This is a genomic window from Nonomuraea soli (assembly GCF_013761175.1).
Lineage (GTDB): Bacteria > Actinomycetota > Actinomycetes > Streptosporangiales > Streptosporangiaceae > Nonomuraea > Nonomuraea soli.
Genome location: NZ_JACDUR010000001.1, coordinates 866,637 through 891,162 on the forward strand (window position 1 = coordinate 866,637; position 24,526 = coordinate 891,162).

The following is a 24,526-nucleotide window of genomic DNA, read 5'->3' on the forward strand; positions in this document are numbered from 1 at the left end:
CGAAGGCCCCGGCCCCCCCAGGCCGGGGCCTTCGCGCTGTCCGCCCGGCTCCCACCCGGGTCGGCGCCTTCGGCGGCCCCCTGGTCTCACCCGGGTCGGCGCCTTCGGCTGTCCGCCCGCCGCCCGGATACTCTTGCGAACGTGTCCGTCCAGGTGAGCCGCAGAGCAGCAGCGCTCGCGTTCCTCACCGTGACCGCGGCGGCCGCGGCGCCCACGGGCCTGTCCTCCTTCTTCGCCGACGCCGTCTTCGCCCGGGGCGAGCGCTCCACCGTGATCGGCCACCGCGTGCCGTACGGCCTGCTCGACGATCTGGCCCGCAGGGCCGACAGGGCGGCCCTGCGAGTCGGAGCGGTTCTGGGGACCCCGGTGCGCCCTCTGGTCGTCGTCCCCGCCTCCGACGCCGAGGCCGCGTCGCTGGCTCGCACCGGCGCCGTCGACGGGCTCGCCGCGCTGGCCGACCGGGGCAGGGTCATCGTCGTCCCCACCACCTTCGCCACGCTCTCGCCGACGGGCCGCGACGTGGTGCTGACCCACGAGCTCACCCACGTGGCCGCGGGCACCGGCAGGGCGCCGCTGTGGCTGCGCGAGGGCCTGGCCGACTACGTCGCCTACCGCGACGCGGGGCTGCCCGTGCCCGTCGCCGCCGCGGAACTGGCCGCCGAGGTGCGCGCGGGCCGGGTCCCGCGAGTGCTGCCAGGCCCGGAGGCGTTCGCTCCCGGCGGGCCCCGGCTGGCGCAGGCCTACCAGGAGTCGTGGCTCGCCTGCCGCATGATCGCGGCCGAGTTCGGCGAGGAACGGCTGGTGAGGCTCTACCGTGATGCCCTGGAGGGTGACACGGATTTGTCGCCCTTCGGCGACGTCACCACCCGATGGCGCGCCTATCTGCGCGAGCAGCTCGAAGGGGGAGCGGGATGAGCGAGCGGCAGGACACCGAGCCCGACGCGGGCCAGGCGGCAGCAGGCGGCACTGGCCTGGCCGATGCGGCGGGCGCGGGGAGCACGCGGACGCTGCGGCGGGAGGCGGGCGTCGCGCTGGCGGTGCTGGGCGCGGCGATCGTGGCGGTCGTCGGCTTCACCACGCCCTGGCAGCTCCTGCCCCTCACCGTGCAGCCCGACCCCGCCCGCGACTTCACCGCCGCCGAGATCGCCCGCTCCCAGGCCTTCGACGCCGCCGTCAGCACGCCCAGCTATCTCTCCCTGGGCCTGACGATCCTGTTCGCCGGGATCCTCGTCGTCACCCCCTTCGGCCGCAGGACTTTGGCCCGCCTGAAGGGCCCCTGGTGGATCCAGGTGCTGCTGGCCGTCCTGGTGCTCACCGCGATCGTCGAGGCCCTGCGCTGGCCGCTGGGCATGTGGTACGAAGTCCAGCTTCGCGACTTCGGCCTGTCCACGCAGGACTGGGCCTCCTGGAGCGCCGACCGGCTGAAGAACATCGCGGTGCGCGTCGTGATGCTCGGCATCATGATCGTCGTCCTGGTGGCCCTGGCCGGACGCCTGAAGCGGTGGTGGATCCCGGCCGCCGCCGGAGCGTTCGCCTTCACGCTGCTCGCCTCCTTCATCTACCCGCTGGTCTTCGAGCCGCTCTTCAACGACTTCCGCTCGATGCCGCCGAGCAAGCTCAGGACCGACCTGCTCGCCATGGCCCAGCGCGACGGCGTGCCGGTCGAGGACGTGCTCATCGCCGACGCCTCGCGCCGCACCACCGCGCTGAACGCCTATGTCTCCGGCTTCGGCGCCACGCGCCGCATCGTCGTCTACGACACGCTGCTCAAGGCCCCCGAGGACGAGGTCGAGCTGGTGGTCGCCCACGAGCTGGGTCACGCCAAGAACAACGACGTGCTGCACGGCACGCTGGTCGGCGGGCTGGGCGCCGCGTTCGGCGCGGGGCTGCTGTTCCTGCTCTTCCCGCTCGTGCGGCGGCGCGCCGGGGTGGCGTCGATCGCCGACCCGAAGGCCGTGGGCGTGGTGATGGGCCTGATGAGCCTGGCCACGGTGCTGTCGGGCCCCGCCCAGAACGTCGTCAGCCGCCACATCGAGGCCAGGGCCGACCTCAACGCGCTCGACCTGACTCGCGACCCCGCCACCTTCATCGCCATGCAGAAGCGCCTGGCGACCACCAACATCGCCGACCTGTCGCCGGATCCGCTGGAGTACGTGCTGTACGCCTCGCATCCCACCGCCCCCCAGCGCATCGCGATGGCCCGCGCCTGGGCCCTGGTGAACCGGCTCCCAGAGCCGTGACGCGGGTCCTGGTCGTCACCAACGACTTCCCGCCCCGTCCCGGCGGCATCCAGTCGTTCGTGCACGGCCTGGTCTCCAGGCTGCCCGGCGTGCTCGTCTACGCGCCGTCCTGGCCCGGTGACGCGGACTTCGACCGGCGCCAGCCGTACCCCGTCTTCCGCCATCCCACCTCGCTCATGCTGCCCACCCGCGACGTGGGCCGCCGGGCCGCCGCGCTGGTCGAGCGGCACGGCGTCGACACGGTCGTGTTCGGCGCGGCGGCCCCGCTCGGGCTGCTCGCGCCCCGGCTGCGCGCCGCCGGGGCTCGGCGGATCGTCATGCTCACCCACGGCCACGAGGCGTCCTGGGCGGCCACCCCCGGCTTCCGCGCGGTGCTGCGCCGCATCGCGCGCGGCGCCGACGCTGTCACCTACCTGGGCGGCTACACCCGCCGCAGGCTGGAGGCGGTGATCCCGCCCGCTCTGCTCGTGCCGCTCGCGCCCGGCGTCGACCCCGGGCGTTTCCATCCCGAGGTGCCGGGGACGGTGGTCAGGCAGCGCCTCGGCCTGGGCGAGCGCCCGGTCGTCGTCTGCGTCTCCCGGCTGGTGCCGCGCAAGGGCCAGGACCGGCTGATCCGCGCCTGGCCGCGGGTGCTGCGCGGGGTGCCGTCCGCGGTGCTGCTGCTCGTCGGCGAGGGACCCTACCGCCGCCGCCTGGCACGGCTCGGCGCGGGCCTGGGCGACGCGGTGCGTTTCGCGGGCGCGGTGCCCGCCGAGGAGCTGCCGCTCTACTACGCGGCGGGTGACGTCTTCGCGATGCCCTGCCGTACCCGATGGCGCGGGATCGACGTCGAAGGCCTCGGCATCGTCTTCCTGGAGGCGTCGTCGAGCGGCCTGCCCGTGGTCGCCGGCTCCTCCGGCGGAGCCCCCGACGCCGTACGGCACGGCGAGAGCGGCCTTGTCGTCGACGGCGACGGCGTCGATGAGCTGGCGGAAGCCCTGGTGGACCTGCTGTCGGACCCCGTGCGGGCCCGCAAGATGGGCGAGCTGGGCCGCGAGTGGATCCTGCGGGAATGGGCCTGGGACCAGGTCATGACGCACTTCGACGACATCCTGCGTCATCGGTGACGCCGACGACTGTCATGGAGGACTTGCGCTGACGTCGCGATGATGTCATGATGACGTCATGGAGTTGACGACCTACATCGAAACCCTCCGCCGGGAGCTCGGCTCCGCGGCGGAGGTCGCCGGGCCGGAGGTGAGCGCCGCCGCCGAGCGGCTGGCCATGGCCCTGGACCCCGCGGTCCGCATGACGCTGATCGAGGTCCTGTCCGACGCGGCCGACGAGGTCACCAGGCAGATCGACCCGGGCGTCGTCGAGCTGCGGATCAGGGGCCGCGAGCCCCAGTTCGTGGTCACCGCGCCGCTCGTCCACGAGCACGCCGCCCCGATGGAGCCCCCGGCGCCGCCGGCCCCACCGGCCCCGCCCTTCCCGGGCGAGGGCGAGGACGGCACCGCCCGCATGACCCTGCGCCTGCCCGAGTCGCTCAAGTCGCGCATCGAGCAGTCGGCCGCCTCGGCCGGGGTCTCGGTGAACGCCTGGCTGGTCAGGGCGCTGGGAGCGGCGGTCGGCAACCAGCAGTCCGGCCCGCCCTACGGCCCCCCGCCCGGCTACGGCCCGCCCCCCGGCCGTCAAGGCCCCGGCAAGCGCATCAGCGGCTGGGCCCGCTGACCCACGAGAGGACCAGAGATGACCGAGTTCCCCACGCCCAAGCCGATCACGCTCCACGTCGACGTTCCCGCCGGACGCGTCGACATCACGGCCTCCGACCGCCCGACCACCGAGGTCGAGGTGAAGGCGGCCAGGTTCACCGACGAAAGCTACGCCGAGCAGGTCAGGGTCGAGCAGAACGGCGACACCGTCTCCATCGTCGCCCCGCACGAACGCCGCGGCCTGCGCTCCTCCAGCCTGCGCGTCACGGTGTCGCTGCCCACGGGCTCGCGCCTCGACGTGACCACGGCCTCCGCCGACGTCACCGTCACCGGCCACGTCGCCGACGTGATGCTCGGCACCGCCTCCGGCGACGTGAAGGTGGAGTCGGCCGACAGCGTCCGCATCAAGACGGCGTCAGGTGACGTCAGATGTGACGTCATCGCCGGTCAGGCCACTGTCACGACCGCCTCGGGTGACATCGTCCTGCGCTCGGTCGGCGGCGCCGCCGAGGTCGGCACGGCCTCGGGCGACATCACGCTCACCGACGTCGGCGGCGACCTGCTCGCCAAGTCCGCCTCCGGCGACCTGTCCTTCGGAGCGGTGCGCGGCGGCCGCGCCGAGGTGCGCTCCACCTCGGGCGACGTGCGGCTCGCAGTCCCCGAGGGCACCGCCGCCTGGCTCGACGTCTCCAGCCTGTCCGGCGACATCTCCTCCTCCCTCCACCAGGGCGAGCAGCCCTCGGAGGGCGAACGAACCATGGAAGTCAGCGTCCGCACCCTGAGCGGCGACATCTCGATTGTGAGGACCCGATGAACGACGACATCATGCTCCAGGCTCTGACCATCGAACACCGCGAGCGCATCGCGCAGGCCGACCACCACCGCCTCGTGCGCAAGGCGCCCCGGCGCCGCAACCCCGTCCGGCACCGCATCGCCAGTGCCCTTCACCACCTCGCCAACGCCATCGACTGACGGCGGCGCGTCATGAGAACGACCGCGAACCCCGCTCCGGCAGGCCCCACGGGTTCTGCCGGACCACTCCCCGGCGTGGCGGACCGCCACACCTGCCCGCCCTCCCGCCCGGCCGCCGATCGGCCCGGAGCTCGCCCCGCAGGCCACCCCGCAGGTCACCCCGCGGGTCGGCTCGCTGGGCAGGGTCAGGTCGGAGAGCCGCGGCGGGTGCGCAGGGCGGTGGTCGTGGCCAGTGCCACCCGCCAGACCGCCAGGCCGTGCTCGGCCAGCCTGGCCTCGCCAGCCTGACCGGCCACCCCGACGGCCATGCAGATCCGCCCGTCCGGCCCGAAGACCGGGGCCGCGGCGCAGGAGAGGCCCCCGGAGAACTCCTCGCGCGAATAGGCCACCCCTCGCCGGTGCACCACCGCGAGCTCCTGCTCCAGGGCGGAGAGCCGGGTGATGGTCCGGCGGGTGAAACGTTCCAGGACCCCGTGGCCGAAGAACGCCCGGCGCAGGCCGGGATCGAAGGCCAGCAGCACCTTCCCGGCCGCCGTGCAGTGCAGCGGAGCCCGGTCGACACCGTCGGAGGGCGACTCCACCCGGTCGTAGCCGTAGAGGCGCTCGATGTAACCGGCCTCCAGACCCTGGCCCACGGCCAGGTTGACCGTCTGCCTGGTGGTTTCGTACAGGTGGAGCAGATGCGGCAGCACCACCCGGCGCGTGCCGGGCACCCGGGTGCGCAGCGCCCCCGTGAGCTCGGACAGCTCCTGGTCGAGTGTGTAGTCCGTGCCCACCCGGCGGGCCAGCCGCTGGCCGCACAACATGCCCAGCAGCCGATGCACCGTCGACTTGGGCAGGCCCGTCTGCCGTGACACGTGGGCCACGCCGACCGGATGCGCGTTGCCGGCCAGCGCGCGCAGGATCTCGACCCCCTTCTCCAGACTGCTTGGCTGCGCTTGCGTGGAAACATCCTCATGAACGGAGAGGGTCCGCGCCATCCGTTGATCGAACCTCTCTGTGGCCCCGATGCCGTGCAGGTCAAACCCTCCTCAGTGGAGGTCAAAACTTTGACTACCCTGCGTCGCGGGCGATCACACCTGGTGTTCCAGCCGGACGGCGCGCGCGATGGCCGGTCCTGTCAGCCCCGCGGATGCCAGGAGTTCCTCCCGCGTGCCGTGCTCGACGAACGTCCGCGGGAGCCCGAGTGTGCGGACCCGGGCTCCCGGGGCGCAGGCCTGTATGACGGCGGCGCCCACGCCGCCGCTGACCACGCCGTCCTCGACGGTGACGACCAAATCGTGCTCGGCGGCCAATTCGGCCAGGCCGGGCGTGACCGGCAGCGCCCAGCGCGGATCGGCGACCGTGACGCCGATCCCGGCCGAGGTCAGCCGCTCCGCCGCGTCCACGCAGGCCGCCGCCATCGCGCCGACGCCCACCAGCAGCACGTCCCGGCCGCTGAGCCACAGGATGTCGAGGCCTGCGGACCGTTCCAAGGCGGCGAGTTCCGCGCCCGCCGGGCCCTTGGGGAAACGCAGCACCGAGGGTCCTGGCAGTGACAGGCATTCGCGCAGCAGCTCGCGCAGCCGTACGGCGTCTCTCGGAGCGGCGACGGACAGGCCGGGCACGGCCGACAGCATCGCGAGATCCCACATGCCGTGGTGGCTGGGGCCGTCGGGTCCGGTGACGCCCGCGCGGTCCAGCACGATCGTCACCGGCAGCTCCCGCAGCGCGACGTCGAGGAGCAGCTGGTCGAAGGCGCGGTTGAGGAAGCTCGCGTAGATCGCGACGAGCGGGCGCAGCCCGCCCAGTGCCAGGCCCGCCGCGGAGGCGACGGCGTGCTGCTCGGCGATGCCGACGTCGAACATGCGGCCCGGATACCGGGCGCCGAAGGCCGACAGCCCGGTGGGGCCCGGCATCGCGGCCGTCACGCACACCAGGTCCGGGAGCTGTTCGCCGAGCGCGCACAGCTCCTCGGAGAACACTCTGGTCAGCGAGCGCGCGCCGGCGGCGGGCACCGCGTGCAGGTGATCCTCCAGATCCTGCTCGGCGGGACGGTAGCCGGCGCCCTTGCGGGTGATGCAGTGCACCACCACGGGACCCCTCAGTTGCCGGGCCGTGCGCAGCGCCGACTCCAGGGCCGCCAGGTCGTGGCCGTGCACCGGGCCCAGGTAGCGGAAGCCCAGGTTCTCGAAGACGGTCACGCTCAGCCGGTCGCCGCGCAGCGCCGCCAGGTGGTCGGCGATCGCGCCGTGGGTGGGGGCGTAGGAACGGCCGTTGTCGTTGAGGACCACGATCACCGGGCGGTCCTTGGCGGTTCCGAGGTTGTTCAGCGCCTCCCAGGCCATGCCGCCGGTCAGCGAGCCGTCGCCGACGACCGCCACGACCGCGTGCTCGCGGTCGCCGGCCAGCTGCCTGGCCTTGGCCAGGCCGTCGGCGTAGGACAGGGCGGTGGAGGCGTGCGAGTTGCCGATCACGTCGTGCGGCGACTCGGCGGGCTCGGGATAGCCCGACAGGCCGCCGCGCTTGCGCAGCTTGTCGAAGCCCGCACGCCGCCCCGTCAGCAGTTTGTGCACGTAGGCCTGGTGGCCGGTGTCGAAGAGGATCGTGTCGCCGGGGGAGCGGAAGACCCGGTGCAGCGCGATCGTCAGCTCCACGACGCCCAGGTTCGACCCGAGATGCCCGCCCGACGCGGTGACCTTGCGCACGAGGAAGCTCCGGATCTCCGCGGCGAGCGCGGGAAGCTGTTCCGGCGCGAGCGCACGGAGATCGTCCGGGGAGGAGATCCGCGCCAGCAGCCGGCTCAGAGTCGTCGACATGTGGTCGAGTGTGGGCGGATCGGGCGTCCGAGTGAACACATTGTTCCGCTCTTCGGGATGCGGCATTTACTTCCTGTGATAGATACATGACCTTGCGTATACCGAAGGTTCGGGGGACGGAAGGTTCTGGAGTGACGACTGAGACCATGGGACGCACCGACGATCGCACGCGCTGGCTGCGCGCGCGCGTGGACGAACGGCTGGCCGCGTTCTTGACCGAGCACGTCTCGCCGGTCGACGACCCCGACGTCGTCTCGGCCTACGCCCTGCTGCGGGAGTTCGTGCTCGACGGCGGCAAGCGCATCCGCCCGGTCCTGTGCTACTGGGGCTGGCGCGGGGCGGGAGGCGACGACTGCGAGGAGATCATCTCGGCCGCCGCCTCGCTGGAGTTGTGCCACGCGGGCCTGCTGATCCACGACGACATCATGGATGCCAGCAACACCCGCCGAGGCCGCCCGACCGTGCACCGGGTGCTGGGCGAATCACCCGCGATCCTGCTCGGCGTGCTCGCCATGACCTGGGCCGACGAGCTGATGGCCGGCTGCACCTCCGACGCCGCCCGCCTGCGCGGCGCCCGGCTGCGCTACGACGCGATGCGCACGGAGGTCATCACCGGCCAGTACCTCGACCTGCTCGCCCCCGCCCGCGACGGCGTCACCGTCGAGCAGACCCTCACCACCATCCGCTACAAGACGGCCAAGTACACCGTGGAGCGCCCGCTGCAGATCGGCGGGGAGCTGGCCGGGGCCGACGCCGCCTTGCTGGGCGCCTACAGCCGCCTGGGCCTGCCCCTCGGCGAGGCCTTCCAGCTCCGCGACGACATTCTCGGCATGTTCGGCGACCCCGCCCAGACCGGCAAGTCACGCCTCGACGACCTGCGCGAGGGCAAGCACACCGTGCTCATCGCCCACGCCCGCGACCACGCCGCCGGGTCCGCCGCCCACTACCTGCGCACCTGGTACGGCAACGCCGCCCTCGGCGAGGAGCACGCGGAGCAGATCCGCGAGATCGTCGCGGCCACCGGCTCGCTCGCCCACGTCGAGCAGCTGATCGCCGACCGGGTGGGCCAGGCCCTGGAGACCCTTCACACCGCGCCGATCACCGAAGAAGGGCGGCAGGCGCTCAGCGCGCTGGCCGACCGCATCGCCAATCGCTCGCGATAACCGCGATCGATGTCCTTACCAACTGATGGGTGGTGTTCAGCATGACCGAAACCGTCGAGAACGGCCAGAGCCAGCTCAGCCTCGGTACCGCTGCGGCGAGGAACCTCGCCACGACCACGAAGACAGCCCCGCAGATGCAGGAGATCACCTCCCGCCATCTGCTCAAGGTCCTGCCCTGGGTACAGGTCGTCGGCGGCGCCTACCGGGTCAACCGCCGCCTGTCCTACGCGCTGGGTGACGGCCGGGTGACCTTCACCAACACCGGCGCGACGATCCGCGTCATCCCCGCCGAGCTGTGCGAGCTGGCCCCGCTGCGCGGCTTCGACGATCCCGAGGTGCTCAACGAGCTGGCCGAACGGTTCGTCCAGCGTGAGTACGAGCCCGGCCAGGTCATCGCCGAGGCGGGCGCCCCCGTCACGGAGGTGCTGCTGCTGGCCCATGGCAAGGTGAACAAGATCGGCGAGGGAGCCTACGGAAACCAGACGCAGCTCGGCGTGCTGGCCGACGGCGACCACCTGGGCGACGAGGTGCTCACCGGAGAGGAGGCGGCCTGGTCGTTCACCGCGACGGCGGTGACCGCGGTCACCATCCTGGCCCTGCCCGCCGCAGCCCTGAACGACCTGCTTGACCGTGAGGAGGGCCTTCGCGCGCACCTGCTGCTGCAGCGCGACGGCGGTGACGGCAGGGCGTCGAACGCCTTCGGCGAGGCGGCGATCGAGCTGACCTCCGGTCACACGGGCGAGCCGGTGCTGCCGGGCACGTTCGTCGACTACGACCTGGCGCCCCGCGAGTACGAGCTGAGCGTCGCCCAGACGATCCTGCGCGTGCACTCGCGCGTCGCGGATCTGTACAACGAGCCGATGAACCAGACCGAGCAGCAGCTGCGCCTGACGATCCACGCCCTGCGCGAGCGTCAGGAGCACGAGCTGGTCAACAACCGCGACTTCGGCCTGCTCCACAACGCCGACCTCAAGCAGCGCATCCACACCCGCTCGGGCCCGCCCACCCCCGACGACATGGACGACCTGCTGGCCACGGTCTGGAAGGAGCCCGCCGTCATGCTGGCGCACCCGAGGGCCATCGCCGCCTTCGCCCGCCAGTGCAACGCGCGCGGGCTCTACCCCGACGCCGTCGAGATCAACGGGCAGAAGGCGCCCTCCTGGCGCGGCGTGCCGCTGCTGCCGTGCAACAAGATCCCCGTCACCGAGCACGGCCTCAGCTCGATCATGGTGATGCGCACCGGCGAGCAGAACCAGGGCGTCATCGGCCTGTGGCGCACCGGCCTGCCCGACGAGTACGAGCCCGGCCTCTCGGTCCGCTTCATGGGCATCAACGACCAGGCGGTCATCAACTACCTGGTGACGACCTACTACTCCGCCGCGGTGCTCGTCCCCGACGCGCTCGGCATCCTGGAGAGCGTCGAGGTCGGTTAGTGTCCAATGAGTCCGGGCTCGCAAGCCCGCCCTTCAGTGTCGACTACTACCTCCCGTATCCGGCCCGCCTCAATCCCCACATGGAGCGGGCCAGGGCGCACACCAAGCAGTGGGCGCGCGACATGGAGATGATCGACGACGTCGTCTGGACCGAGGCCAACTTCGACGGCATGGACTACGGGCTCATGTGCGCCTACACCCATCCCGACTGCCCGGCCGAGGAACTGGACCTGGTCACCGACTGGTACGTCTGGGTCTTCTTCTTCGACGACCACTTCCTGGAGACCTTCAAGCGCAGCAGGGACATCGCGGGCGGCCAGGCCTACCTGGACCGGCTGGAGCTGTTCATGTCCGACGACCCGCCCGAGCCGGGCAACCCGTGCGAGCGCGGGCTGAAGGACCTGTGGGAGCGCACGGTCCCGCACCGCAGCCAGTGCTGGCGCGACCGCTTCGTCGACGTCACCCGCGACCTGATGCAGGAGTCGATGTGGGAGCTGTTCCACATCGAGACCGGCCAGGTCTCCAACCCCATCGAGTACATCGAGGAACGCCGCAAGGTCGGCGGCGCCCCCTGGTCGGCCTGCCTGGTCGAACACGTGTCAGGGGCCGAGGTGCCCCCGCGTGTGGCCTACAGCAGACCGGTCAGGGTGCTCATGGAGACCTTCTCCGACGCCGTGCACCTGCGCAACGACCTGTTCTCCTACCACCGCGAGGTCGAGGTGGAGGGCGAGCTGTCCAACTGCGTGCTGGTGTGCGAGCGCTTCTTCGGCTGCGACACCCAGCAGGCGGCCGACCTCACCAACGACCTGCTCACCTCGCGGCTGCACCAGTTCGAGAACACCGTGATGACCGAGCTGCCGCCGCTGTTCGCCGACCACGGCCTGCTCCCGCACGAGCAGGCGGCGGTGCTCAGCTACGTCAAGGGGCTGCAGGACTGGCAGGCGGGCGGCCACGAGTGGCACATGCGCTCCAACCGCTACACCAAGGGCGGTCAGAGCGCGGGCGTCTCACCGCATCACCTGCTCGGACCGGGCGGGCTGCGCAACCTGACCGCCCCGCCGTACCCGAACGTGGGGGTGGTCGACGAGCCCGACTTCTACATGCCGTTCAAGGCGGGCGACAACCCCCACTACGACGCCGCGCGCAGGGCGGAGCTGGCGTGGGCGCATGCCATGGGCTTCAACGACGGTGTGTGGACCGCCCACAAGATCGACATCTTCGACTTCGCGCGGTGCGCCGCGGGCATCGACCCCGACGCGACCGAGCGTGAGCTGATCCTGTCGACCAACTGGCTGACCTGGGGCACCTACGCCGACGACTGGTTCCCGGCGGTCTTCGGCCGCCGGGACCTGACGGCGGCCAAGGCGCAGAACGCCAGGCTGTCGCTGTTCATGCCGCTCGACCTGGTGCCGGTGGCGACCCCGCTGAACCCCCTGGAGCGCGGCCTGGCCGAGTTGTGGCTCCGTACGGCCGAGCACATGGAGGAGCCCGGCCGCGCGGTCTTCCGCCACACGGTCGAGACCATGACGAGCAGCTGGATCTGGGAGCTGGCCAACGTCATGCAGAACCGGGTGCCCGACCCGGTCGACTACATCGAGATGCGCCGCAGGACCTTCGGCTCGGAGCTGACGGTGGAGCTGTCGAGGCTGAAGGCCGGGCGCGAGGTGCCGGCCGACGTCTGGCGCAGCCGCCCGCTGTGGAGCCTGACCAACGCGGCCCACGACTACTGCTGCCTGATGAACGACATCTTCTCCTACCAGAAGGAGATCCAGTTCGAGGGAGAGGTCAACAACGGCGTCCTGGTGCTGAAGACCTTCTTCGGCTGCGACCTGCCCCAGGCCATCGGCATCGCCGACGCCCTGATGACCTCCCGGATGCGGCAGTTCGAGCACGTGGCCGCCACCGACCTGCCCGCCTACCTCGACGACTACCAGATCGGTGAGAGCGCCAGGGCGAGCGTCGCCGGATACGTCGACGGCCTGCGGGACTGGATGTCGGGCGTGCTGCGCTGGCACCGCGAGACCGGGCGATACGTGGAGTACGCCCGCTGGGAACCCGGTCCGCGTGGCTTCGGCACCGCCACCACCCGCATCGCCAACCTGCTCGGAGGAGCTCGATGACCACAGACCAGTCCGAGATCGCCTCACAGCTCAGCCTGAGCACGGCGGCGGCTCGCAAGCTCGCCTCCCTGAGCAAGACCCCGCCGCAGATGGCCGAGATCACCCCTCGCCACCTGCTGCGGGTGCTGCCCTGGCAGGAGGTGACGGGCGGCGCCTTCCGGGTCAACCGCCGCCTCACCTACACCGTGGGCGACGGCCGGGTCTCGTTCGTCAACACCGGCGCGTCGGTCCGCGTCATCCCCGAGGAGCTGCGGGAGATCCCGGCCTTCCGCGACCACGACGACGTCGAGGGCCTGGCCGGGCGGTTCGTCCAGCACGACCTGCGGCCCGGCGACCGGGTGCCCGACGCGGGGCTGGTCCTGGTCGCACACGGCAAGATCAGGGCGTTCGGCGCCGGCACCTACGGCTCGCGCGCCGACCTGGGCGTGTACGCCGACGGCGACCACTTCGCCGTCGCGTCGGCCCCCTCGGTGCCCGCCCCGGCCGCCGAGGCCATGCCCAGCTTCGTGCCGTCGGTCGAACCCGCCGCACCGGGCGTCAGGCCGACGGCCGGGCGCGAGGTGCGCGAGGCCGAGGCGATCACTCCCTGCACCGTGCTCACGCTCCCGGCCGAGGAGCTGGCCCGCGTCGCCGGGGAGGGCGACGCGGACCGGCCGGCCAGCAACAGGTACGGCGAGGCGGCGATCGAGCTGACCTCCGGCCACAGCGGAGAGCCCGTGCTGCCGGGCACGTTCGTCGACTACGACGCGGCACCCCGCGAGTACGAGCTGAGCGTCGCCCAGACGATCCTGCGCGTGCACACCCGCGTGGCCGATCTGTACAACGAGCCGATGAACCAGACCGAGCAGCAGCTGCGCCTGACGATCCACGCCCTGCGAGAGCGTCAGGAGCACGAGCTGGTCAACAACCGCGACTTCGGCCTGCTCCACAACGCCGACCTCAAGCAGCGCATCCACACCCGCACCGGGCCGCCCACCCCCGACGACCTCGACGAGCTGCTGTCGCGCCGCCGCAGCTCGCACTACTTCCTCGCGCACCCGAAGGCCATCGCCGCCTTCGGGCGCGAGTGCAGCAGCCGCAGGATCTATCCCGACACGGCCGGTCCCGGCATCATCGCCTGGCGCGGCGTGCCGATCCTGCCGTGCGACAAGATCCCCGTCTCCGACCGCGGCCTGACCTCGATCATCGTCATGCGCCTCGGGGAGGAGAAGCAGGGCGTGGTCGGCCTTCGCCGCACCGGCCTGCCCGACGAGTACGAGCCCGGCCTGTCGGTTCGCTTCACCGGCATCAACGAGCAGGCGGTCGCCTCCTACCTGCTGAGCACCTACTACTCGGTGGTGCCGCTGGTGCCCGACGCGCTCGGCGTGCTGGAGAGCGTCGAGATCGGCCGGTGAGGATGTCCTGAACCGGGCGGGAGCCGGGGGTCAAGGGGTGCGGTTGCGCAGCCTGCCGTACGTCTTGAGCAGGCGGTCGGCGGGCGCCCGCAGGGCGGGGCTGGCCAGCACGGTGTTGCGCAGCGCGCGCACGGGCACGGTGGTCGCCCAGTGCAGCGCGGCGGCAGGCGTCGCGCGTGCCAGCCGCCCCTCGGCCACCGTCAGCGCGCCGTTGCTGAGCTTGTCCTTGTACTCCTTGGCGCCGCGGCCCAGGTCGATGAGGGCGATGCCGTGGGCGGCGGCCTCGCGTGCCATGGCCAGGTGGTGGATGAGGCCGGGGGAGTAGCGGGAGAAGGCGGGGTCGTAGGCGGGGAACCAGCCGGTGAGCACCTTGTCGCTGCGCAGGCCGAAGTGGCCCGCGACCGGCAGGCCGTCGGCGTAGACCAGGTCGAGCACGCCGCCGAAGCCGGGGGTGTCGATCAGCAGCAGCTCCTCCACCAGCCGCACGATCCACGGTGCGGCGAAGCGGTCGGTGCGCCCGGTGCGCCGGTACTGCCTGCTCTTCCAGCCCAGCAGCGTGCGCAGCGCCTCGGGGTCGGTGGTGGCGTAGTCGTGGCGCACCGCCCCGATGTCGCGCTCGAGCTTGCGCTCCTTGGCCATCGTGGACTTGACGGTCTTGTTGGACGGCAGGCCCTTGCGCAGGTCGATGACGGGGGAGGGGTGGCGGCTGGTGTGGAAGGCGGGGAACTGGTCGGCCACCAGATGGTCGAACTCCCACACCGACAGCCCGCAGGCTTTCAGCAGCGCGCCCACCTCGAGCTCCAGGCCCTCGGCCAGCGCGGCGCCCTGGGCGTCGGTGAGGCCGGCGCCGACCGGCCTGCCGATGCCCAGCCGGTCGCGCTGGAAGGGCAGGAAGCCGGCCGTCCGGCCCGACTCCTCGATCACGGCCACCCGCACGTCGTCACGGCAGCGGCCGACGGCCTGGGCGAACTCGGGCGCGAGGAACGGGTTCACCAGCTCGTGGCGCGACCGCAGCAGGTCGTGCCAGGTCGTCACCTCGCTCGCGCCCAGCTCTTCCGGGCGAATCACAGTGATCTTCAGGGAACCCACAAGAATTCACGCTAGGCCGGGCCCGTGAAGATTGGATGAGATTCAGCTGCAGGTTAGCTTCGGCTCCGGCGCGTAGACCGTGTGGAAACGCTCCTCCTTCAGGACCTTGCCGTCCCGCTTGAAGATGCGCCAGACGTCGATGTCGAAGCCCTGGGCTCCCGGCATCGGGATGCACTCGGGGCCCGACTCGCTGAGCGTCTCGAACGAGCGGTGGTTGTACGGTCCCGACGTGCGCGAGGAGATGTCGTAGCGCTTGGTGCTCCAGAACTGCACGGTCACCGAGGTGGCGGTGTAGGAGGCCTTGACCAGCACGCCGTACTTCGAGTCGTTCTTCCACCGGAAGTCCGGCTGCGGGAAGGAGACGGTCGACTCGCGTCCGGCCGGGTAGCGGGAGATGTAGTACTGGTGCGCCCGGTGCTGCACGTCCTTGAAGCCGCCGAAGAACACCGCGTTGAACATGGTGGTGGCGAACTGCGAGACGCCGCCGCCCACGTCGTTGACGAACCGGTTGTTGAGGATCATCGGCGCCTCGACGAAGCCGCGGGCCTTGTCGCGCTTGCCGACGACGCCGTTGAGCGAGAACGTCTCGCCCGGCATCACGACGTGGCCGTCGAGGATGTCGGAGATCACGTGGATGTTGGTCACCCGCGGCGCGCAGCAGGGATAGTTCGTGGTGAACTGGCTGACCTTCTCCTTGATGCCGAGCTTCTCCGCCTTCTCCGTGGTGAGCTTGGGAGCGGTCTCCTTCAGCGGCACCTCGACCGTACGGCTGCCGCCCTGCGCCAGGGCGGCGGCGACGGCCTGGCCGAGCGCGGGCTCGTCCAGGCCCTTGCCGGGTACGGCGGGCACCACGCGCGGCCTGCCCTTGACGATCTTGAAGGAGGCGTCCTTGGGCAGGTGCTCCTCGTCGACGAGCCGGCCGCCCAGGTCGGAGGTGAGCTTGCCGGCGTTGAAGCGCGGCTCGAAGCCGCCCTTGCCGTCGGACAGGAAACGCAGCCTGGCGGCGAGCTGCTCGCGGGTGAGCGTCGCCTTCCTGGATCCGCTGGTGAGCGTCAGCGGGGCCGCGATCGCCTCGCGCGCGGTGGTCGCGGCCAGCTTCTCGACCGTGGCGCGGTCGGCCTGCGGCAGCACCGGCTTGACCGGGATGGTGATCGGGCCCTCGGCGCGCAGGTACGCCTGCCGTACGGCCTGGGCGGCGGCGTCCCTGTCGACGGCGCGCCCCGCCTTGGGCAGCACCGTCACCGGCTCCAGGCCCCGGTAGAGCACGCCGCCCTCGCGCGGTTTCTGGTCGACCTTCTTGGCCTCCTCGGCGATGGCGGCCGACAGCTTGGCGTCGTCGACCTTGACGACCGGCGGCACGGCTCGGCGCCCGAACAGGGAGCGGGCGACGCCGGCCGGGGTCAGCGCGCCGTCGCGGGCGGTGGCCACGGTGGCGGCGGTGTCGAGGGAAAGGCCGAGTTGTCCGGGCCTCAGCCGTACCTCGGTGCCGGCGAAGTCGAGCGTCAGGGGTCCGTCGGCCAGGTAGGCCAGGTCCGTGGCGAGCTTCGCCTCGGCGGCACGGGGATCCAGGCCGCCCAGGTCGACGTCGGCCACGCGGGTGCCCGGCGGCACCTCGCCCGCCAGCGTGGCGGCGGGGATGCCGTAGGCGAGGGCCGGGAGGAGGACCAGCGCGGCCGCGAGCATGATCCAGGGCCGCTTAGCGTGCGTCCTCATGGGCACACTTTAGTGGGATTTAGCCACCATAAAGGGCGTCGATCTCCCCGGCGAAGTCCCGCATGACCAGGTTGCGCTTGACCTTGAGCGTCGGCGTGAGGTGCCCGGACTCCTCGGTCAGGTCCGACTCCAGGACCACGAACTTCTTGATCTGCTCGGGCCGCGAGACGGTCGCGTTCGCGGCGTCGACGGCCTTCTGCACCTCGGCCTGGATCTGCTCCTGCGTCAGCCGCACCTGCGCCAGCGCCTCGGGGTCGAGCGTGACCAGCACCGCCACGAACGGCCGGTTCTCGCCCACCACCATCGCCTGGGAGACGATCGGGCTGGCCCGGACGATGTCCTCCAGGGGCCCCGGCGCGACGTTCTTGCCCGCCGCGGTCACCAGGATCTCCTTCTTGCGCCCGGTGATGCGCAGGTAGCCGTCGCCGTCGAGCTCGCCCACGTCGCCCGTGGCGTACCAGCCGTCGGACAGCGCCTGGGCGGTGGCCTCCGGGTTGTTCCAGTAGCCGTCGAAGATGTGGCGGCCCCTGGCCAGCACCTCGCCGTCGTCGGCGATGCGGACCGAGGTGCCGGGCAGCGGGCGGCCGACGGTGCCGACCTTGTTGCCGCCCGGCATGTTGACCGAGATCGGCGCGGTGGTCTCGGTCAGGCCGTAGCCCTCGAAGACCTCGATGCCGACGCCGCGGAAGAAGTGGCCGAGCCGCTCGCCCAGCGCCGAGCCGCCGCTGACGGCCGCGGTCAGGCGGCCGCCCGTGGCCGCGCGCAGCTTGCCGTACACCAGCCTGTCGAAGATCCAGTGCAGGAACTTCGGCGAGCCGGTCCTGCTGTAGGAGACCGCCACCGAGGCGGCCTTGGCGAAGATCCTGCCCTTGCCGTCGGCCGTCGCCTTCTGCTCGGCGCCGTTGTAGACCTTCTCGAACACGCGCGGCACGCCCAGCAGGAAGCTCGGCTGGAAACTGGCCAGGTCGGGCGCGACGTTCTTCATGTTCGGCGTGTGGCCCAGGACGGCGCCGGTCTCCACGAAGACCACCTGGATCACCCGGGCGAAGATGTGCGCCAGCGGCAGGAAGAGCAGCGCCGAGACGCCGGGACCCGAGAACAGCGGCGCCAGCGGCCCCTTGACCACGTTGAGCGCCACGAACAGCAGGTTGTCGTGCGTGATCCGGCAGCCCTTGGGGCGGCCGGTGGTGCCCGAGGTGTAGACGATCGTGGCCAGGTCGGCGGCCTTGAGAGCCGCGCGGCGCGCGTGCAGCTCGTCGTCGGAGACGCCCGAGCCGTCGAGGGACTCGTCGACGCGCCAGACGTTCTTCAGCTCCGGCACCGCCTCGGCGACCGTCTTGGCGTGGTCGTCGAGCTCCACGAAGGCCGCCTTGGCGCCGCTGTCGGTGAGGATCCAGCGCACCTGCTCGGCGGAGGAGGTCTCGTAGATCGGCACCGTGACCGCGCCCGCCGCCCAGATCGCGTAGTCGACGAGGGTCCACTCGTAGCGGGTGCGCGACATCAGCGCGACCCGGTCGCCGGGGCCGATGCCCGCGGCGATCAGACCCTTGGCCACGGCGGCGACCTCGTCGCGGAACCGGGCCGCGCTCACCTCCGGCCAGGCGTCGCCGTCCTTGCGGCGCAGCACCACCGCGTCGGGCTGCTCCTGGGCGCGTCGGAAGACGGTCTCGGCCAGATTCGCCGACTCGGGCACATCCACCAGGACAGGGACGCTGTACTCACGCACGGAAATACTCCTCAGGACGGACGATACTCACGCTAGCAGCAGCTCCGTAGGATGACGGCCATGCGACTTCATGTCGTCAGCGACGTCCACGGCAGGGCCGACGCCCTCGCCCGCGCCGGTGAGGGCGCCGACGCCCTGATCTGCCTGGGAGACCTCATCCTCTTCGTCGACTACGACGACCCCGCGCAGGGCATCTTCGCCGAGCTGTTCGGCGCCGACAACGCCGCGCGGTTCATCGCGCTGCGCACCGCCAAACGTTTCGACGAGGCCCGCGCGATGTCGGCCGCGCTGTGGGCGTCGCTGGACGGCGATCCGCGCGAGCACATCGAACGCAACGTGCGCCGGCAGTACGAAACGCTGTTCGCCGCGATGCCGGAACCCGCCTACCTCACCTACGGCAACGTCGACCTGCCCCGCATGTGGGCCGACCACCTGCGGCCCGGCCACCGGGTGCTCGACGGCGAGACCGCCGAGATCGGCGGGCTGCGCTTCGGCTTCGTCGGGGGAGGGCTGCGCACCGTCTACCGCACGCCCAACGAGCTCGACGACGACGTCTTCGACGCCAAGGTGGCGGCCCTGGGCGAGGTCGACGTGCTGTGCACACACATCCCGCCCGCCGTTCCCCAGCTGCTCTACGACACCGTCGCCCGGCGGCACGAGCGCGGCAGCGAGGCCACCCTGGAGCTGATCAGGAGAGTCCAGCCCCGCTACGCCCTCTTCGGCCACGTGCACCAGCCGCTCTACCCGCGCATGCGCATCGGGCGCACCGAGTGCGTCAACGTCGGACACTTCCGGGGAAAGGGCGTTCCCTACATCCTCGAATGGTGACCTGACCGGTACGGTGGTCGCATGGCTGATCGCACCACTTCGAGCATCACCATCGCCGCCGACCGCGCGAGCGTGATGGCGGTCATCGCGGACTTCGCCGCCTACCCCGAATGGGCCGGGCAGGTGAAGAAGGCGGAGGTCCTCAGCTACCACGACGACGGGCAGCCGGCCGAGGTGCGCTTCGTGCTGGACGCCGGGGTCATCAGCGACGCCTACACCCTGCTCTACCAGTGGGAGCACTCGGGCGTCTCCTGGCAGACCTCCGAGTCGGGCACCATGGTCTCCACCCTGACCGGGAGTTACCTCCTGGCCGACGTGGGCAGTGGAACCCAAGTGACATACGAACTGGCCGTCGAGCTCAAGGTGCCGATGATCGGCATGATCAAGCGCAAGGCCGAGAAGGTCATCGTCGACACGGCCCTCAAAGGCCTGAAGAAGCGTGTAGAGGCTTGATGAGGGTCCTGCTGTTCACCGGCAAGGGCGGGGTGGGCAAGACCACGGCCGCCGCCGCGACGGCCACACTGGCGGCGCGGCGGGGGCTGAAGACCCTCGTGGTCTCCACCGACACGGCGCACTCCCTGGCCGACGCCCTGGGGGTCGAGGTCGGGGACGAGCCCGTCGAGATCGCTCCGGCGCTTCACCTGCACCAGGTCGACACCCAGCGCTCGCTAGAGCGCCACTGGGGCGAGCTGCAAGACTACCTGCGCAACGTCCTGGGCGAGCTGGGCCTCGACGAGATCACCTCCGAGGAGATCACCGTCCTGCCCGGCGCCGAAGAGGTCATCGCCCTGCTGGAGCTGCGCGAGCAGGCCCAGACCGGGCGCTGGGACGTGATCGTGGTCGACTGCGCGCCGACCGCCGAGACGCTGCGCCTGCTGGCCCTGCCCGAGGCGCTCGACTGGCACGTCAGCAAGCTGCTGCCGGTCGGCCGCAGGATCCTCAAGATCGTCGGCCCGTTCGTCAAGAGCATGGCCAGGGTCAGCACCCCGGGCGACGACGTCATGAGCGCCACCGAGCGGTTCCACCGCGGCATGCTGGAGGTGCGCGAGCTGCTCACCGGACCCGGCGCCTCCGTCAGGCTCGTGTTCACCCCCGAGTCCGTGGTGCTCGCCGAGGCACGCCGCACCCTGACCCTGCTCAACCTGTACGGCTACCGCGTCGACGCGGTGATCGCCAACCGGGTCTTCCCCTCCGAGGGCGCCGACGCCTGGCGCGCCAGGTGGGTCGAGGCGCAGTCGCGTTTCCTGGGCGAGGCCGAGCAGTCGTTCGCGCCCCTGCCGATCCACACCGTGCCCTACCTGGCCGCCGAACCCGTCGGGGTCGAGGCGCTGGCCGAGGTGGGCCAGGCCCTGTACGGCGACGCCGACCCGTTCGCCGCTCCCACGATGGAGCCGCCCCTGCGCGTCGAGGGCACGACGCTCACCCTCGACCTGCCAGGAGCCCGCAAGGGTGACGTCGACCTGGCACGCAAGGGAGAGGAGCTGATCGTCACCGCCGGGCCGTACCGCAGGATCATCGCCCTGCCTGCGGCGTTGTCGCGGCGCAAGGTCGCCTCGGCGGCGCTCGACGACGGCGTCCTGGAGGTACGGTTCGAGGCATGACTGAGACTCCCAGGCAGCCGGGCAAAGACCCCATCGGCACCGTGACCGACGAGGCGCGCAAGCTCTTCGAGGCCATCCAGGGCCGCGCCACCCGCCAGGTCGGCAAGTCGGTGCTCGGCTCCTTCACCGGGGGCGGGCGCCAGGACCGCGGAGACGTGTGGAGCGAGGCGGTCTCCGAACACGACGAATACATCTGCCGGGCCTGTCCCTGGTGCCGGGCGATCGCCGCCCAGCGCGAAGCCGGAGGGTATCGCGAAAGCGGCGCCGACGTCGCCGAGCACCTGGCCGCGGCGGGTGGCGAACTGTTCGCCGCCTTCCGCCAGGCACTCGACACGCTGAGCCGACCCGCACCCAGGCGACGCCCAGACGACGAGACCAGGCAGAATGTGGAGCACATCGACCTGGGCTGAAAGGGATCGGCGGAATGCTCACGATCGGCATTGACATCGGCGGTACGAAAGTGGCCGCGGGCGTGGTCGACGAGGAAGGCACGATCCTCGCGCAGGCCCTGCGGCCCACCCCCGCCGACCGGCCGGACCAGGTCGCCGAGACCGTGGCCGACGTGGTGCGCGAGCTGTCGGCCGACCGGCAGATCGAGGCCATCGGCGTGGGCGCCGCAGGATTCGTCGACGAGACGCGCTCCGTGGTGCGGTTCGCCCCCAACCTCGCCTGGCGTGAGGAACCACTGCAGAAGAAGATCACCGAACTGGTCGGCCTGCCCGTGGTCGTCGAGAACGACGCCAACGCCATGGCCTGGGCCGAGAGCAAGTTCGGCGCCGGACGCGACCAGGACCACATCGTCTGCATCACCGTCGGCACCGGCATCGGCGGCGGCCTCATCTTCGACGGCGCCCTGTACAGAGGGCGCTGGGGCATGGGCGCCGAGCTCGGCCACATGCAGGTCGTGCCCGAGGGCAAGAAGTGCGGCTGCGGCAACCTCGGCTGCTGGGAGCAGTACGCCAGCGGCAACGCCCTGGTCGCCCACGCCCGCGAGATCTCCACGGCCACGCCCGAGCGCGCGCGAATCCTGCTGGAGCTCGCAGGGGGCAGCATCGAGGGCGAGGAGGTCACCGAGGCCGCCCGCCAGGGCGACGAGGCCTGCCTGGAAGCCTTCGCCTCCCTGGCCGAGTGGCTCGGCCAAGGCATGGCCGACCTGGCCGCCATCCTCGACCCCGGCTGCTTCATCGTCGGCGGCGGCGTCTCACGCGCCTCCGACCTGTTCCTCGACCGCGCCCGCGACAGCTTCCAGCGCAGGCTCACCGGCCGGGGCCACCGGCCCTTCGCCGAGGTGCGCCTGGCCGAGCTGGGCGCGTCCGCCGGACTCGTCGGGGCTGCGGACCTGGCCCGCCAGCGCTAACGTCTGGGTGTGCGGATCGGCACCTACAACATCAGGGGCATGCACGACGACGTCCCCGCCCTGGTCAGAGTCATCCAGGCGATGGACTGCGACGTGTTGTGCGTCCAGGAGGCCCCCAAGTTCCTGTGGTGGCGCAGCAAACGCCACGAACTGGCCGACCTCACCGGCATGCGCATCGCCGCCGGTCGCCGCCTGGCGGGGCTGGCCGTCTACGTCCGCCCGGGGGTGAAGGTCCTGCACGAGGAGACCCACGTGCTGAAGATCTTCTTCCCCCGGGAGATCCGCGGTCTGGCCCTGGCCGTCGTCGAGGTCGAGGGCGTACGGCTCGCGGTCGGCTCGATCCACCTCGCCCTCGTGCCCGCCCAGCGGCTGCACCACGCCAACCAGATCATGAGCCTCGTCGAGGCCGCCGCCGCCCGCTTCTCCGCCATCCCCGTGGTCTGCGGCGACCTCAACGAGACCGACCACCAGCCGACCTGGCGCTACTTCGCCGGCCGGCTGTCCGACTGCTACCCGGCGGCGCCACGCGGCGACGGCCGCACCTTCACCGCCCGCAACCCCTCCTCGCGCATCGACGCCGTCTTCGCCGGGCCAGGCCTGCGGATCGACTGGTGCGGCGGCGCCGAGGCCGCCCCCGCGGACCTCGTCAGCGCCACCGACCACCTGCCGGTCATCGCCTCGCTGACACCGGCACCTCCGCCCGCCGATACTCCATGAGCCAGTTCGTCTCGTAGGTCACCCCGTCGTCCTGCGAGACCGCCTGCTCCCACGCCACCGTGCCGTCCGCCCTGCGCTCCCAGCGGAAGCGCAGGCCCGGCGCGTGGAACTCGCCGTGGTCGCCGTCGAACCTGCCCACCACCGGCGTGAAGTCGGGGGAGACCCGCGAGTCCAGCCACGCGTGGTGCCACAGATCCGTCGCCGGGTCGTAGGCGATGATCGCCAGGCCCTTGACCCGCTGACCGTCGGGGAAGACGGCCTGGAAGTTCTCCAGGATCACCCGGCCGTCGAGCCTCGGCTCGGCCGTCACCTGGGCCGTGAACTCCTGCCACTGGCCGTCGCGTGATTTCTTGGAGTTGACCACGGTCCACGAGCCGAGCAGGAAGTCGAATGCGTTCATGGGCCCAGGCTGCCGGGGCGGGGCCGCTCACAGCCACCATTCAGCCGTGGCCTAATCCACGTCACGGTACGATCAGGACATGACCCGTCGCTACCTGCGGCGTGCGATGGCTACGTGGGCGGCCGCCCTGCTCGCAGCATTCGCTGCCGGGCCAGCCGCGCACGGCGATCCGAAACCTCCGACGACGATCGAAGCCTGGCAGCAGTCGACCAGCATCAGCCTCGACGCCGACGGCGCGCTGACCGACGTCCAGGCGCTGCCCTCCGGCGACGTGTGGGCCGTCGGGCAGCAGCAGATCTGGGACGTCTGGCGCAATCGCGGCGCCATCCGTCACTGGAACGGCACCACCTGGAGCGAGGTGGCCGTACGCGACTCCATGGGCGCCAGCCTCCTGCGCGGCGTCTCGGCCTCCTCGGCCACCGACGTGTGGGCGGTCGGCGACGGCCACGACGGCCTGCCGTACCTGGCCCACGGCGACACCTCCGGCTTCGACCGCATCCGCGTGCCCGCCCTCACCTCCCGCGACCGCCTCACCGGCGTCGACGTACGGCCCGGCCGCGTCTTCGCCGTCGGCAGCCGCGGCGGGCACCCGCTCATCCTCACCGGTCAGCAGCAGCAGTGGAACGCCACCTCCTTCGACCGGACCGGCTCGCTGTACGCCGTCTCCGGTTCCATCGCGGTCGGCGACACCGGCAAGGCGCCCCTCGCCTTCCGCTACGCGGCGGGCACGTGGAGCCCGATGCCGATGCCGTCCGTGCCCGGCGGCTACCTGCGCGACGTCCAGGCCGACGGCGCCAAACGAGCCGTCGCCGTCGGAGGCGTGTACACCCAGGCCGGCGACGTGCAGCCGCTCGTGCTCTCGTGGAACGGCAAACGGTGGAGCCGCCTGGCCCTGCCCGTGACGGGAGCGCAGCTGTACGGCGTCGCCGGCGACGGGCAGGGGCGCTTCTGGGTGTCGGGGTTCGACCCGTCGACGCCGGGCGAACCGTTCCTGATGCGGCTCGAGAAGGGGGCCGCGACCGTCATCCGGGGCGGATCGGTGGCCGGGCGCAGCAGCGTGCGGCTGCAGGCGGTGACGTATCTGCCGGACAAGCGGCTGGTGTGGGCCGTGGGACACGCGGTCGACGCGGACGACCGCTACACGGGCGTCGTGGAGACCTTCGGGCCGCGCACGGCCAAGTCGACGGTGAGCTAGCTTCTCACCCTCGACTTGACCGTGCGGCGATGACTTTTCCCGGCGCGGCGAGTCTCCCCCTTGGGCAGAGGGACCTTCCCTGCCCCACG

Annotated in this window: 23 protein-coding genes; 17 read left to right on the forward strand and 6 right to left on the reverse strand. The window is 71.6% G+C overall.

What is annotated here, in order from left to right; translation table 11 throughout:
* Positions 1-141: 141 nt before the first annotated feature.
* From HNR30_RS04155 to HNR30_RS04175, 6 genes are read left to right on the forward strand one after another with little or no spacing between them, the layout of a single operon-like run.
* Complete coding sequence (locus tag HNR30_RS04155; RefSeq protein WP_181608286.1) at positions 142-915, forward strand: hypothetical protein; 774 nt, start codon at positions 142-144, stop codon at positions 913-915.
* The gene (locus HNR30_RS47260; protein WP_246377140.1) at positions 912-2,240 is read left to right on the forward strand and encodes a M48 family metallopeptidase; all 1,329 of its coding nucleotides are present in this window, start codon (positions 912-914) and stop codon (positions 2,238-2,240) included. Before HNR30_RS04155 ends, HNR30_RS47260 begins: the two co-directional genes overlap by 4 nt.
* Positions 2,237-3,346 carry a glycosyltransferase family 4 protein gene (locus tag HNR30_RS47265; protein WP_312894218.1) on the forward strand — a complete coding sequence of 370 codons (1,110 nt, stop codon included), beginning with the start codon at positions 2,237-2,239 and terminating at the stop codon, positions 3,344-3,346. Before HNR30_RS47260 ends, HNR30_RS47265 begins: the two co-directional genes overlap by 4 nt.
* Positions 3,347-3,404: 58 nt before the next feature.
* Positions 3,405-3,950 carry a toxin-antitoxin system HicB family antitoxin gene (locus tag HNR30_RS04165; protein WP_181608287.1) on the forward strand — a complete coding sequence of 182 codons (546 nt, stop codon included), beginning with the start codon at positions 3,405-3,407 and terminating at the stop codon, positions 3,948-3,950.
* A gap of 18 nt (positions 3,951-3,968) precedes the next feature.
* Entirely contained in the window at positions 3,969-4,745 is a 777-nt protein-coding gene (locus HNR30_RS04170) for a DUF4097 family beta strand repeat-containing protein (RefSeq protein ID WP_181608288.1), read from the forward strand.
* On the forward strand, positions 4,742-4,903 hold the full coding sequence (locus HNR30_RS04175; protein ID WP_181608289.1) for a hypothetical protein: 162 nt from the start codon (positions 4,742-4,744) through the stop codon (positions 4,901-4,903). Before HNR30_RS04170 ends, HNR30_RS04175 begins: the two co-directional genes overlap by 4 nt.
* A 185-nt stretch (positions 4,904-5,088) precedes the next feature.
* Here HNR30_RS04175 and HNR30_RS04180 read toward each other — a convergent pair whose 3' ends face one another.
* Together HNR30_RS04180 and HNR30_RS04185 are read right to left on the reverse strand one after the other, a co-directional pair.
* Positions 5,089-5,883: an IclR family transcriptional regulator gene (locus HNR30_RS04180; protein ID WP_181608290.1), complete on the reverse strand. Its 795-nt coding sequence runs from the start codon at positions 5,881-5,883 to the stop codon at positions 5,089-5,091.
* Between the two features lie 93 nt (positions 5,884-5,976).
* Positions 5,977-7,701 (reverse strand): 1-deoxy-D-xylulose-5-phosphate synthase, encoded by a 1,725-nt coding sequence (locus HNR30_RS04185; protein WP_181608291.1) that lies wholly within the window; start codon positions 7,699-7,701, stop codon positions 5,977-5,979.
* Between the two features lie 131 nt (positions 7,702-7,832).
* On the opposite strand from HNR30_RS04185, the gene HNR30_RS04190 reads away from it, so the two are divergent.
* From HNR30_RS04190 to HNR30_RS04205, 4 genes are all read left to right on the forward strand, one after another.
* Positions 7,833-8,864, forward strand: coding sequence for a polyprenyl synthetase family protein (locus tag HNR30_RS04190; RefSeq protein ID WP_220133165.1), 1,032 nt, complete (start codon positions 7,833-7,835; stop codon positions 8,862-8,864).
* Between the two features lie 41 nt (positions 8,865-8,905).
* Complete coding sequence (locus tag HNR30_RS04195) at positions 8,906-10,297, forward strand: family 2B encapsulin nanocompartment shell protein (protein WP_181608292.1); 1,392 nt, start codon at positions 8,906-8,908, stop codon at positions 10,295-10,297.
* An 80-nt stretch (positions 10,298-10,377) separates the two neighbouring features.
* On the forward strand, positions 10,378-12,417 hold the full coding sequence (locus HNR30_RS04200) for a terpene synthase family protein (protein ID WP_181608293.1): 2,040 nt from the start codon (positions 10,378-10,380) through the stop codon (positions 12,415-12,417).
* The gene (locus tag HNR30_RS04205) at positions 12,414-13,811 is read left to right on the forward strand and encodes a family 2B encapsulin nanocompartment shell protein (RefSeq protein ID WP_181608294.1); all 1,398 of its coding nucleotides are present in this window, start codon (positions 12,414-12,416) and stop codon (positions 13,809-13,811) included. The genes HNR30_RS04200 and HNR30_RS04205 overlap by 4 nt, the downstream gene beginning before the upstream one ends.
* Before the next feature lie 30 nt (positions 13,812-13,841).
* On the opposite strand, the gene HNR30_RS04210 is transcribed toward HNR30_RS04205, so the two are convergent.
* The 3 genes from HNR30_RS04210 to HNR30_RS04220 form a co-directional block, all read right to left on the reverse strand.
* On the reverse strand, positions 13,842-14,879 hold the full coding sequence (locus HNR30_RS04210) for a GNAT family N-acetyltransferase (protein WP_312894219.1): 1,038 nt from the start codon (positions 14,877-14,879) through the stop codon (positions 13,842-13,844).
* A 63-nt stretch (positions 14,880-14,942) separates the two neighbouring features.
* Positions 14,943-16,613: a VanW family protein gene (locus tag HNR30_RS04215; protein ID WP_181608295.1), complete on the reverse strand. Its 1,671-nt coding sequence runs from the start codon at positions 16,611-16,613 to the stop codon at positions 14,943-14,945.
* Between the two features lie 19 nt (positions 16,614-16,632).
* The gene (locus HNR30_RS04220; protein WP_181608296.1) at positions 16,633-18,339 is read right to left on the reverse strand and encodes an AMP-dependent synthetase/ligase; all 1,707 of its coding nucleotides are present in this window, start codon (positions 18,337-18,339) and stop codon (positions 16,633-16,635) included.
* A gap of 60 nt (positions 18,340-18,399) precedes the next feature.
* Between HNR30_RS04220 and HNR30_RS04225 the strand changes: the two genes are divergently transcribed.
* The 6 genes from HNR30_RS04225 to HNR30_RS04250 are packed head-to-tail and all read left to right on the forward strand — an operon-like array spanning position 18,400 to position 22,842.
* On the forward strand, positions 18,400-19,167 hold the full coding sequence (locus HNR30_RS04225; RefSeq protein ID WP_181608297.1) for a metallophosphoesterase family protein: 768 nt from the start codon (positions 18,400-18,402) through the stop codon (positions 19,165-19,167).
* Between the two features lie 21 nt (positions 19,168-19,188).
* Complete coding sequence (locus tag HNR30_RS04230) at positions 19,189-19,620, forward strand: SRPBCC family protein (RefSeq protein ID WP_181608298.1); 432 nt, start codon at positions 19,189-19,191, stop codon at positions 19,618-19,620.
* Complete coding sequence (locus tag HNR30_RS04235) at positions 19,620-20,768, forward strand: ArsA family ATPase (protein WP_181608299.1); 1,149 nt, start codon at positions 19,620-19,622, stop codon at positions 20,766-20,768. The genes HNR30_RS04230 and HNR30_RS04235 overlap by 1 nt, the downstream gene beginning before the upstream one ends.
* Positions 20,765-21,178 carry a DUF5304 family protein gene (locus HNR30_RS04240; RefSeq protein WP_181608300.1) on the forward strand — a complete coding sequence of 138 codons (414 nt, stop codon included), beginning with the start codon at positions 20,765-20,767 and terminating at the stop codon, positions 21,176-21,178. The genes HNR30_RS04235 and HNR30_RS04240 overlap by 4 nt, the downstream gene beginning before the upstream one ends.
* Positions 21,179-21,192: 14 nt before the next feature.
* Entirely contained in the window at positions 21,193-22,125 is a 933-nt protein-coding gene (locus HNR30_RS04245; RefSeq protein WP_181608301.1) for an ROK family glucokinase, read from the forward strand.
* A 9-nt stretch (positions 22,126-22,134) separates the two neighbouring features.
* Complete coding sequence (locus HNR30_RS04250; RefSeq protein WP_312894220.1) at positions 22,135-22,842, forward strand: endonuclease/exonuclease/phosphatase family protein; 708 nt, start codon at positions 22,135-22,137, stop codon at positions 22,840-22,842.
* Here HNR30_RS04250 and HNR30_RS04255 read toward each other — a convergent pair.
* The gene (locus tag HNR30_RS04255; protein WP_181608302.1) at positions 22,796-23,242 is read right to left on the reverse strand and encodes a DUF1579 family protein; all 447 of its coding nucleotides are present in this window, start codon (positions 23,240-23,242) and stop codon (positions 22,796-22,798) included. The two genes, HNR30_RS04250 and HNR30_RS04255, sit on opposite strands and share 47 nt — an antisense overlap.
* A gap of 79 nt (positions 23,243-23,321) precedes the next feature.
* On the opposite strand from HNR30_RS04255, the gene HNR30_RS04260 reads away from it, so the two are divergent.
* Complete coding sequence (locus tag HNR30_RS04260) at positions 23,322-24,437, forward strand: hypothetical protein (RefSeq protein WP_246377142.1); 1,116 nt, start codon at positions 23,322-23,324, stop codon at positions 24,435-24,437.
* Positions 24,438-24,526 lie beyond the last annotated feature (89 nt).